The following is a 10,933-nucleotide window of genomic DNA, read 5'->3' on the forward strand; positions in this document are numbered from 1 at the left end:
GTTCATCCTTAGATCCCCGTCACCGACTCACCTGCCGCCGCAATAGGCTTCGATCGCGGCGGGTGTTTCCCGATTGATTTAACTCGCCTTGCGCTGCTTGGGCACGCCCAGCCGATGCAGCTGTTCGACGAAAACCGACGGTTCATCTTTACGGAACAGCAACCAGACCTGATGTTTTGCTCTGGTCAGCGCCACGTAAAGCAGACGGCGCTCCTCAGCGTCGGGAAAATCTTCCGGCTTCGGCAACAGTACCTCTTCCAGCATCGACTCTCGTCCCGGCGCGGGGAAGCCGTCTTTGCCATCCTGCAGCCCAACGATAATCACAAAATCGGCCTGCTGCCCTTTGCTGGCATGGATGGTCATAAAATCGATATTCAGTTTGGGCCAGCGGGTCGAGGCTTTTAGCAAAGCCTCGGGGCGCAGGTGGTGATAACGCGCGAGCACCAAAATGCGCGCCTCGGGCTTCACATAACCGCTCATTTTATCCAGTAGTCCTTCCAATTGCTCGTCAGGCAGCAGCACCACCGACTTTTTGTTCCCGTCTCGCAGACCGTTGAGCGCCTTTTTCAGCTGGCTTGGATTCTGCTGAACGAATTGACTGGCTACCTCGCCGATGCGCCGGTTGAAACGGTAGGTGGTGTCCAGCACGCACTGCGCCCCAACGCCAAAATGGTGCTCAAACGCAGTCGTCAGCATCAGTTCCGCGCCGCTGAAACGATAAATGGCCTGCCAGTCATCTCCCACCGCAAACAGACTGGTTTCGCGATTTTGCCGCCGCAGCGCGGACAATAGCATCGCTCGCTGGGGGGAGATATCCTGAAATTCATCGACCAGAATGTGCTTCCACGGACTGATGAAGCGCCCTTTATCCAGCAGATTGACGGCCTGATGGATTAAGCCTGGGAAGTCGACCGCCGCTTCCTCTTTCAACGCTTTCTTCCAGGCTTTCAACAGCGGGGCCATCAGCCTGATGCGCTGTTGAAATACCGTGCGCCGGTCATCATCCGCCAGCTCCACCATTTCGCTCTGCGACCCGCCGTGCGAACGCATCAGTCCCAGCCAGCGCTCAAGACGGCCCGACAGCCGGGAGGACAACGATTTATCCCGCCAGAAGTCGCCTTCAGGCACATCCCATGCTAATTCGTCGGTCAACCACTGCCGCCACCCCTTGGCCTGCGCTTTCTTATCGTTGCACTGTTGTTGCCACTCTTTGATCAGGAAGTGACGGCGATGCTCGGCGTCGGTTTCCAGTTTACTGATAGTCGGAACGCTGCGGCTGCAGCTTTGAATAATATGCAGCGCCAGCGCATGGAAGGTTTTGGCCTTGATCTCGCCGGTATTGAGGCGCGTCTGAATACGCTCGTTCATCTCCTCGGCCGCCTGTCGCCCGAAGGCCAGCAGCAAAATCTGGTCCGGCGTCGCGTCGCCGCGGTAGAGCAGCCATGCGGCCCGCGCCACCAGCACCGAGGTTTTGCCGCTGCCCGCGCCGGCAAGCACCAGCACGGCGTCCTCACCATTGATCACGGCCCGACATTGGGAAGGATTCAGCGGCGAGCTTTCCACGTTGGCGAAAAAGTGCTGCTGTGCGTCGAGCGTCTGTGCCGTCCAGTGCTGGTTCGCCTTTTCGCGCTGCGGCTCTCCCGCCTCCAGCCACTGCATGCAGCGTAAATAGTGCTCCCGGCAGTTGTCGAATTCGTTGAGTCTCTCCAGCGGCAGCGGTAAGGCGGAAAACGCGCCGCGAATATCCTGCTGCAACTGCGCCAGCTCTTTACGCCCGAACCAGCGGTCGCGCGTTTCCAAACGGTGAATGGCGTCGATTTGGCGCATCAGCACGTCGGAGCTGACTTGGCTCATTTCCTCACTCCACCCCTGCCAGGCTTTCACGACATAGTGAAAGAACTGCTGAGTCTCCTGCCATTCAGTACCGTGAAGACGCACGACTTTTTTATCCGGCAGTTCGAATTCGAGTTCACCCCAAATCAGCCCTTTCTTGCAGCGGATCGCCATTAATTGATTGAACGGAATAAGATACTCGTGTTTGTCGCCGCTGACTTTGACGCCGGCATTAAGCAATCTCACCCGGTTATAAGGGTGCTGCGCCAGATGCTTGCCCATAGAGGTTGATTTAAGTTCCATAATCTCCGCGCCATACCTTGTGAGATCTTGTCGTTTAACCGCTAGTTTAACCGCTCTTTCCCCGCATGCTCTAGCCATAAAAACGGGTTAGGATATCGTTGCCAATAATGTGATAATTCTTTCTTCATCATAGAGTTTGATTCAAAACACAAGTCCTGGAGAAACTATGCGCACCGTGCTCAACATTCTGAATTTTGTCCTGGGCGGATTTTTCACCACGCTAGCCTGGCTCGCGGCAACCTGCGTCAGCATCCTATTGATTTTCACGATTCCCCTGACCCGCTCCTGTTGGGAGATCACCAAGCTGTCTCTGCTGCCCTACGGTAATGAAGCCGTACACGTTGACGAATTGTGCCCCTCAGAAAAAAACCGTTTACTTAATGCGGGTGGCACACTGTTGAATGTCTTTTGGGTGATCTTTTTCGGCTGGTGGCTCTGCCTTTCACACATCGCCTGCGGGATTGCACAGTGCCTTACCGTCATCGGTATTCCGGTCGGCATCGCCAACTTCAAAATTGCAGCCATTGCACTCTGGCCGGTCGGTCGCCGCGTGGTCTCTGTGGAAGAAGCTCGAGCCTCACGGGAAGCCAATGCCCGACGCCGTTTTCAGTAATCAAGCGGAATTATTGTGATCGTGATCCTTACAGCCTATCTGCGCCGGTATATCTATAACAGTCACTGGCTTTACAACATCCGTATTTTTCTAGCGCTGGCGGGTGCTGCCGTCGTCCCCTGGTGGCTGGATATTCCAACCACCACGATTCCGCTCACGCTCGGCGTGGTTGCCGCAGCGCTGGCGGATCTTGACGATCGTCTGACGGGCCGCCTGATGAATCTGCTCATTACCCTGGGCTGTTTTTTGATCGCCTCCGTTTCCATCGAACTGTTGTTTCCCTACCCGTGGCTCTTTGGCCTTGGACTCGCGCTTTCCACCTGCGGATTTATTCTGCTGGGCGCGCTAGGACAGCGCTACGCCACAATTGCCTTCGGCGCGCTGCTGATCGCCATTTACACCATGCTCGGCATTTCGCTCTACGACAGCTGGTATCAGCAGCCTGCTTTGTTGCTGGTCGGCGCGCTGTGGTACAACCTGCTCACGCTGCTCGGACACATTCTGTTCCCCATCCGTCCTCTCCAGGATAGCCTGGCCCGCTGCTATCAACAGCTTGCGCACTATCTCGACGCCAAATCCAATCTGTTTGATCCTGATATAGAAGACGATAATCAGCCGTTGATCGATGTGGCGATGGCTAACAGTCAACTGGTTGAGACACTCAATCAGGCCAAGTCTTCGCTGCTGACCCGTCTGCGGGGAGATCGCGGTCAGCGCAGCACTCGCAGAACGTTGCACTACTATTTCGTCGCGCAAGATATTCACGAACGCGCCAGCTCTTCCCATGTGCAGTATGCGCAGCTACGCGAAACGCTGCGTTACAGTGATGCACTGTTTCGTTTTCAGCGCCTGCTGTCGATGCAATCTCGTGCCTGTGAGCAACTGGCCCGGTCCATTTTGCTGCACCAGAAGTATCAGCACGATCCGCGTATTGAAAAAGCCTTCACGCATCTGGAACTGACCCTCGAAAAACTGGCGACGCAGGGGACATCCGTCGCACAGCTGAAGGCCATGCGCCACCTAATCAACAACCTGCGCGCCATCGATGCCCAGCTCGCCACCATTGAATCCGAGCAATCCGTTGAACAGGACGAGCAGAAGGAAAACCGGCTGCTGGCGGATGATAAAATCACCGGTTGGAGCGATATCTGCCTGCGTATCAGCCGTCATCTCACGCCGAAATCGGCGCTGTTTCGCCACGCGGTGCGGATGTCCGTACTGCTGTGCGGCGGTTATGCATTTATTCAGGTCACTCATCTGCAACACGGCTACTGGATTTTGCTGACCAGCCTGTTTGTCTGCCAGCCGAACTACAATGCGACGCGTCATCGTCTCAAGTTGCGCGTCATCGGCACGCTGGCCGGGGTTCTGTTCGGGCTACCCATCCTCTATTTCGTACCGTCGATAGAAGGACAAATGACGCTAATCGTCATCAGCGGCGTGCTGTTTTTCGCTTTCCGCACCGTGCAGTACGCCCACGCGACGCTGTTTATCACCCTGCTGGTGCTGCTGTGCTTCAACCTGCTGGGTGAAGGATACGAAGTAACCGTGCCGAGAGTGCTTGATACGCTGATCGGCTGCGGCATCGCCTGGGCGGCAGTCAGCTTCATCTGGCCCGACTGGCGTTTCCGCGCTCTTCCTGCGGTCGTCAATAAAACGCTGTATGCCAACTGCCGCTACCTGGATGCAATTATGGAGCAGTACCATCAGGGGAAAAATAACAGCCTGGCGTACCGTATCGCCCGTCGCGATGCTCACAACAGCGATGCCGAACTGGCGTCGGTGGTCTCTAATATGTCCGTCGAGCCATATGCCACCAAAGAAAAACGCGAGCATGCTTTTCGGCTGATGTGTCTGAACCACACGTTACTGAGCTATATCTCCACGCTAGGCGCCCATCGGGAAAAACTTTCGTCGCCAGAAACGCTGCAGCTGCTGGATGACGCGGTTTGCTACGTGGACGACGCTTTGCATAGCGATGGCAACGATCGGGGTCAACTCAGCCGGCGGCTGGCGTCGTTGGAAGTACGCATTCGCACCGCTAATCCAGAGTCTGAAAGTAAAGATCAGTTGGTGTTGCAGCAAATTGGCCTCATGAGTGAGCTGCTGCCGAAGTTAGAAGCCTTAAAAGCCCAGATGGCGGAGCCGTCGGCCAGCCCGGCGCGGACTTGATCGCATCAGTTTTCGGAGTCTCATCTTCATCGCTACTCAGCTTAAATCCCGTGCGCGCCACACGACGTCTGCGCGCACGGAGATTCTTCCCTTGGGTTGGATGAACAACCTTATCAGTGTTTAGGCTGTTTCCCCTGGCTCGCAAGGTGGTGTTTAAACCACTCAATCAGCTCTTGGCGCACTTGCTCCGGCAACGCCGCCTGATGAACGCCACGAATGGCGCCTGCCAGCGCGAGCAATACGCTGAGATTGAGATCGTGCCTGACGACGCTTAACCGAAGAAAACTCTGTATCTCCCCCAGTTCATGCAACTGTTCAATGTTGCGAATCCCCGCTTTCCACAACTGCCGTTCTAAATAATGGTTAAGGTTAGGCAAGTCTTTCAGCCTGATACTTTGCGTCTTGATGACCTTATCTTGCCGGGCCCCTTCCAATGACAACGACGCCAGATGCAGGAGTTCTGGTTCATTGTTCCACAAGGTATTGTCCACCTCGTAATAGTTCAATGGAACAGGCACGCCGCGGTTGGTGCAAACCATGCTCACCATCTCCCGAGCGCGAAAATGCACTTCATGCTGTCGCGATGCCCGTAGATAAAGTTCACCGTTGGACACCAGCGCGAAGATAATCTTGTCTGCTGCGATGCTGTAGCCGCCAAATTGAGACCGGGAACTAATAGTTCCCAAAGAGGAGAAAACGTACTTAGACTGCCGAATCCTTTTTTCGCATAAATGCTTCATAACATTGTCCTTATCATGTTCACCCTAATTACTGAATCGCAATATACGTAACGGGAACAAGTAATTAAGCATACGAAAACGGTTGCCTCAAACACAAAATGGCGTTACTGGACATTCCCTGTAAATTATGCGAGGCGCTTTCAAATTCCGATTGATCTTTATTTGTACACGCATTACTGTATGCGCATACAGTAACCCTGCCGGTGGAATTCACTCATGCGCACACAACTCGTTAACGCTCGCCGCTTCTCTCAGTCTTCTTTACACACGCAGGATGTGCCTGCGGCCACGCCTAACGGCGGCGGCATCATCAGTGAAATTGTCTACAGCGACGATCAGCCTATTCTGGCCCCCTTGCTGCTGCCGTTGTTGCAGCAATTAGGAATGCAGTCTCGCTGGCTGTTATGGCTGGCGCCACAGCAAAAACTCAGCCGCGCCTGGCTGCAGCAAGCGGGCTTGCCGCTCGAGAAGATGATTGAACTCCACCATATCAACCCGGCAGGGACATTAGAGGCAATGGAAAAAGCGTTGAGGACGGGGAACTACAGCGCGGTGTTATGCTGGTTGCCGGCGGATCTGGAAGATGAAGAAAAAACGCGCCTGCGCGAGGCGGCGGAAAGCGGGAATACCTACGGATTTATCATGCGATCAGAGCCAAAAGCCATCAACAGACCATTTTCTACGTTAAAAATTCACTCCAGATTGTATCATTAAGTAAATTAAGAGCATTCCTACGGGGGAAGGCCTCAGAGTTAAAGATCCCCCGCAGGCATTGAGTTCTTTACTCCTCCCCTCCCATCACCAGCCATAAATAATCTGTCCGAACTGACAAATTAATCTATTATTTGTTAGTAAGTATGTGTGAAACGCTAGGATTTTGTCTGGGACTTCTAACATCATACTTGTAACTTTTGCATCACGTTGTAGACTTTACCCGCAGGAGTTGCTCTTCATATAACATCAGCTGACTGGTGAGAATAATTAAGAGCAATGTTTCCTTCAAAAAGATTTTAACCAAAGGTTTATTATCTCGAAGAGTTAATTACCTGTTTGGATGATAATGAGGCGTAAAAATGAAAAAAACAGCTATCGCAGTTGCAGTGGCACTGGCTGGCTTGGCTTCCGTAGCTCAAGCAGCACCTAACGACAATACCTGGTACGCAGGCGCCAAACTGGGCTGGTCTCAGTTCCATGACACTGGCCTGTACGGCAACGGTTACCAAACCACTAACTCCCCGCACGAAAACCAACTGGGCGCTGGCGCCTTCGGTGGTTATCAAGCTAACCAATACCTGGGCTTCGAACTGGGTTATGACTGGCTGGGCCGTATGAAGTACACCGGTGAAAACCGTGGTAACTTTAAAGCACAGGGCGTTCAGCTGGCTGCCAAACTGAGCTACCCGATCGTTGACGATCTGGACGTTTATACTCGTCTGGGTGGTTTTTTCTGGCGTGCTGACAGCCACGACGACGTGACTGGCCGCGGCGGCAACGACACCGGTATTTCTCCGATGGCTGCAGTAGGTCTGGAATATGCAGTCACCAAAAACTGGGCTACTCGTCTGGACTACCAGTGGGTTAACAACATCGGCGACGCAGGTACCGTTGGCGGTCGTCCTGATAACGGCATGCTGAGCGTTGGCGTTTCTTACCGTTTCGGTCAGGAAACTCCAGCTCCGGTCGTAGCACCGACTCCGGCGCCGGCTCCGGTCGTTCAGACCAAACGCTTCACTCTGAAATCTGACGTACTGTTCACTTTTAACAAAGCAGAACTGCGTCCTGAAGGCCAGAGCTCTCTGGACCAGCTGTACACTCAGCTGAGCACCATGGATCCTAAAGACGGTTCCGTAGTCGTCCTGGGCTTCACTGACCGTCTGGGTTCAGAACAGTATAACGAAGGCCTGTCCACTCGCCGTGCTCAGAGCGTCGTTGACTATCTGGTTGCCAAAGGCATCCCGGCTGACAAAATCTCTGCCCGTGGTCTTGGCGAATCTAACCCGGTTACCGGTTCTACCTGTGACAGCGTGAAAGGCCGTAAAGCCTTGATCGACTGCCTGGCCCCGGATCGTCGTGTAGAAATCGAAGTGAAAGGTATTAAAGACGTTGTGACTCAGCCGCAGGCTTAATCGCACTCGCCTTTCACATGAGATGATGACGTAGCGACTCACTGCGTCATATCCCGAGAAGGATTATGGCCCTTGAATTTCAGGGGCCATTTTTATTTTTAAATGTCGATTCATGCTTAATCACCGACTCTGCAAACTACCGCGCTTCCTGCTCTTTTTATTTAACCTTCCCACGCCAAACTATTTCTTCCTGCCGAAAAACAATCGTGTGATTTTTATTAAGTGAGTGACATTGAAATAAAATACGCCATTTATTTTTATTGCCGCTTTCATTTCCTGATGACTAACTCCCTTTCCTGCTAATTTTTAACTCAGCGAAGGATTAGGCATACTTTTATCATGACAATAAATAATACGAAAACTAAATAAACGGACAAAAAAGAGGAAAGAAAAAAGTGCAAAAAAAAAAGAATGTGGTCTATGACAAGACCATAGTGCTTGTCATCAAAGATCGGGACGGCAGAAAATAAGTGAACGGGAATAACGACATAGGTAATCTTCGGTTGTTCTCTTCTTCTTTTACGCGATTGTAGACGTCAGCTGAAAGTGCGTCTCCGTAATGGGGGGTGGTACGCGCGCCCTGTCATAAACGAGTACGCGCGCTTATGTTTACCTCATCACTATTGGCTTGCGCTATTCAGCACAGCAATATCCTCCGCTGTCAGAGACAATCGGGTCGCAGCAGCCAGTTCGGCGACCTGCTGAACCGACGTGGCGCTGGCGATTGGCGAAGTCACGCTCGGACGCGCGATCAACCAGGCCAGCGCGACCTGGCTGGACGACACATTATGTGCCTTCGCGACCTGATCCAATGCCTCTACGATCTTGATGCCCCGATCATTGAGATAACGATCCACGACGCCTTTACCCCGTAAGCTTTTGGAGGCGTCTTCCGGGTGGCGATATTTACCGGACAAGAATCCGCTAGCCAGCGAATAATAGCTAATAACGCCCAGTCCATACTCTTTGGCTATCGCTTCCAGACCCGATTCATAGTGCTGCCTGTCATACAAATTGTATTCAGGCTGCAGCGTTTCATAACGTGCCCACTGGTGGTCTTGACTCATTTGCAGCGCCTGAACCAATCGGTCAGCCTCATAATTCGAGGCGCCGATAGCGCGAACTTTACCCTCTCGAATCAACGCATCGAATGTTGACAGCGTATCTTCCAGCGGCGTCGCTTTATCGTCGGTATGGGCCTGATAGAGGTCGATATAGTCCGTGTTCAGACGACGCAGAGAGTCCTCAACAGCGCGACGAATGTAGGCGGGAGCCAGCCCCTTAGCGCCATTTCCCATCTCCATGCCAACTTTGGTCGCGATGATGACCTTGTCGCGTTGACCGCTTTTCTTTAGCCAGTTGCCGATAATCGTTTCAGATTCGCCGCCCTGGTTGCCATCTGCCCATACGGAGTACACATCCGCCGTATCGATAAAATTGAGTCCCTGATCCACCAACGCGTCCAGCAGGTTAAACGAGGTTGGCTCATCGATAGTCCAGCCGAAAACGTTACCGCCGAAAGTGATCAAAGGAACGTGGATCCCAGAACGTCCAAGCTCTCGGGAAGGGGTTGAAGCAGTCATAGGCAATCTCCTTTTTACTTAAACTCGCCTTAAAGTAGCCGCTGAAAAGCAGCCGCGTTCGTACAAGACTTAGTCAGCAAAGCGCTGGTCCCCGGCGCCACTGAGCCGAATAAAAGTTAATGCTATGAGACCAATGCTTTAGTTTAGGTTATTTTCCAATATATAATTCGCGCCCAGCGTATCTACTCTCAATGTTGACGCCGACGTTACCAACCTAACGTGAAAATTTGGCCTGTATCATATCTGGAGCAAACATGTCCCATCTCGTGCAATTCGTCCTGGCGCTAATCGTCATCGCCGGCTTATCGCTTTTGATCTGCCGCGATCGAAAAAGCATCCGTATCCGCTATATCATCCAGCTCTTAGTCATAGAAATCGTACTGGCCTATTTCTTCCTCTACTCTTCCATAGGGTTAGGTTTCGTCACCGGATTCGCGAGCATGTTCGACAAGTTGCTCGGTTTTGCCGCTGAAGGCACCAACTTCGTCTTTGGCAACATGAATGCTCAAGGTCTGGCCTTTTTCTTCCTCAAGGTACTCTGCCCCATTGTCTTCATCTCTGCGTTGATCGGTATCCTGCAATACATCAAAGTTCTGCCTTTTATCATTCGCGTAATCGGAACCGTGCTGTCGAAAGTGAACGGAATGGGCAGGCTGGAATCCTTCAACGCGGTGAGCTCGCTGATTTTGGGACAATCGGAAAACTTCATCGCCTATAAAGATATTCTGGGCAAGATGTCGGAAAAAAGAATGTACACGATGGCGGCGACGGCGATGTCCACCGTGTCCATGTCTATTGTCGGCGCCTACATGACCATGCTGGACGCCAGGTTCGTGGTGGCCGCGCTGGTGCTCAACATGTTCAGTACGTTCATCGTCCTGTCCCTGATTAACCCGTACAGCGTCGATGATGAGCCGGAACTACAACTCAGCAACATTCACGAAAATCAGAGCTTCTTCGAAATGCTGGGAGATTACATTCTCACCGGCTTCAAAGTAGCCGTCATCGTCTCCGCCATGCTGATTGGTTTTATCGCGCTTATCGCCGCCATTAACGCCTTGTTCAGTGCAATCTTCGGCCTTAGCTTCCAGGAAATTCTCGGCTACTTCTTCTACCCCGTTGCCTGGATCATGGGTATCCCGGCAAATGAAGCCCTGCAGGTAGGCGGCATTATGGCGACCAAACTGGTGTCTAACGAATTCGTCGCCATGATGGAATTGCAGAAAGTTTCTGCCCAGCTGTCTCCGCGCAGCGTGGGGATTCTGTCTGTTTTCCTGGTCTCCTTCGCCAACTTCTCCTCCATTGGAATTGTGGCAGGGGCGATCAAGGGCCTAAATGAAGCACAGGGCAACACCGTATCCCGCTTCGGACTGAAGCTGGTTTACGGCTCCACACTGGTGAGCCTGCTGTCTGCGGCTATTGCCGGACTGGTGCTCTAAGCCTTTCCAGCTTACCTCTTTGCGTTAACGCTACCCGGTCATCAAACGATAACCGGGTGTTTTTTTATCCTCACGAAGTTCTCTTCCTTATTGTCTTAATTTATGTTTCATATTTACTCTCTAT

At 52.6% G+C, this 10,933-nt stretch carries 8 protein-coding genes; 5 read left to right on the top strand and 3 right to left on the bottom strand.

From position 1 onward, the window contains the following. Positions 1-78: 78 nt before the first annotated feature. On the bottom strand, positions 79-2,136 hold the full coding sequence (gene helD / locus I6N93_RS11635; protein WP_085688073.1) for a DNA helicase IV: 2,058 nt from the start codon (positions 2,134-2,136) through the stop codon (positions 79-81). A gap of 166 nt (positions 2,137-2,302) precedes the next feature. Between helD and I6N93_RS11640 the strand changes: the two genes are divergently transcribed. Beyond that, positions 2,303-2,749: a YccF domain-containing protein gene (locus I6N93_RS11640; RefSeq protein WP_085688075.1), complete on the top strand. Its 447-nt coding sequence runs from the start codon at positions 2,303-2,305 to the stop codon at positions 2,747-2,749. A gap of 15 nt (positions 2,750-2,764) precedes the next feature. Then, positions 2,765-4,921, top strand: a complete 2,157-nt coding sequence (gene yccS / locus I6N93_RS11645) for a YccS family putative transporter (RefSeq protein WP_085688077.1) — start codon at positions 2,765-2,767, stop codon at positions 4,919-4,921. A 113-nt stretch (positions 4,922-5,034) separates the two neighbouring features. Here yccS and I6N93_RS11650 read toward each other — a convergent pair whose 3' ends face one another. Further along, positions 5,035-5,661, bottom strand: a complete 627-nt coding sequence (locus I6N93_RS11650) for a TfoX/Sxy family DNA transformation protein (RefSeq protein WP_085688079.1) — start codon at positions 5,659-5,661, stop codon at positions 5,035-5,037. Positions 5,662-5,877: 216 nt separating this feature from the next. On the opposite strand from I6N93_RS11650, the gene sulA reads away from it, so the two are divergent. Together sulA and ompA are read left to right on the top strand one after the other, a co-directional pair. Next, the gene (gene sulA / locus I6N93_RS11655; protein WP_085688082.1) at positions 5,878-6,375 is read left to right on the top strand and encodes an SOS-induced cell division inhibitor SulA; all 498 of its coding nucleotides are present in this window, start codon (positions 5,878-5,880) and stop codon (positions 6,373-6,375) included. 359 nt (positions 6,376-6,734) lie between these two features. Then, positions 6,735-7,787 carry a porin OmpA gene (gene ompA, locus I6N93_RS11660; RefSeq protein ID WP_085688084.1) on the top strand — a complete coding sequence of 351 codons (1,053 nt, stop codon included), beginning with the start codon at positions 6,735-6,737 and terminating at the stop codon, positions 7,785-7,787. 620 nt (positions 7,788-8,407) lie between these two features. On the opposite strand, the gene I6N93_RS11665 is transcribed toward ompA, so the two are convergent. Then, the gene (locus I6N93_RS11665; RefSeq protein ID WP_085688085.1) at positions 8,408-9,370 is read right to left on the bottom strand and encodes an aldo/keto reductase; all 963 of its coding nucleotides are present in this window, start codon (positions 9,368-9,370) and stop codon (positions 8,408-8,410) included. 254 nt (positions 9,371-9,624) lie between these two features. On the opposite strand from I6N93_RS11665, the gene I6N93_RS11670 reads away from it, so the two are divergent. Continuing rightward, positions 9,625-10,809: a NupC/NupG family nucleoside CNT transporter gene (locus I6N93_RS11670; protein WP_085688087.1), complete on the top strand. Its 1,185-nt coding sequence runs from the start codon at positions 9,625-9,627 to the stop codon at positions 10,807-10,809. Positions 10,810-10,933: the final 124 nt, after the last annotated feature.

The sequence above is a fragment of the Lonsdalea populi genome, from assembly GCF_015999465.1.
Lineage (GTDB): Bacteria > Pseudomonadota > Gammaproteobacteria > Enterobacterales > Enterobacteriaceae > Lonsdalea > Lonsdalea populi.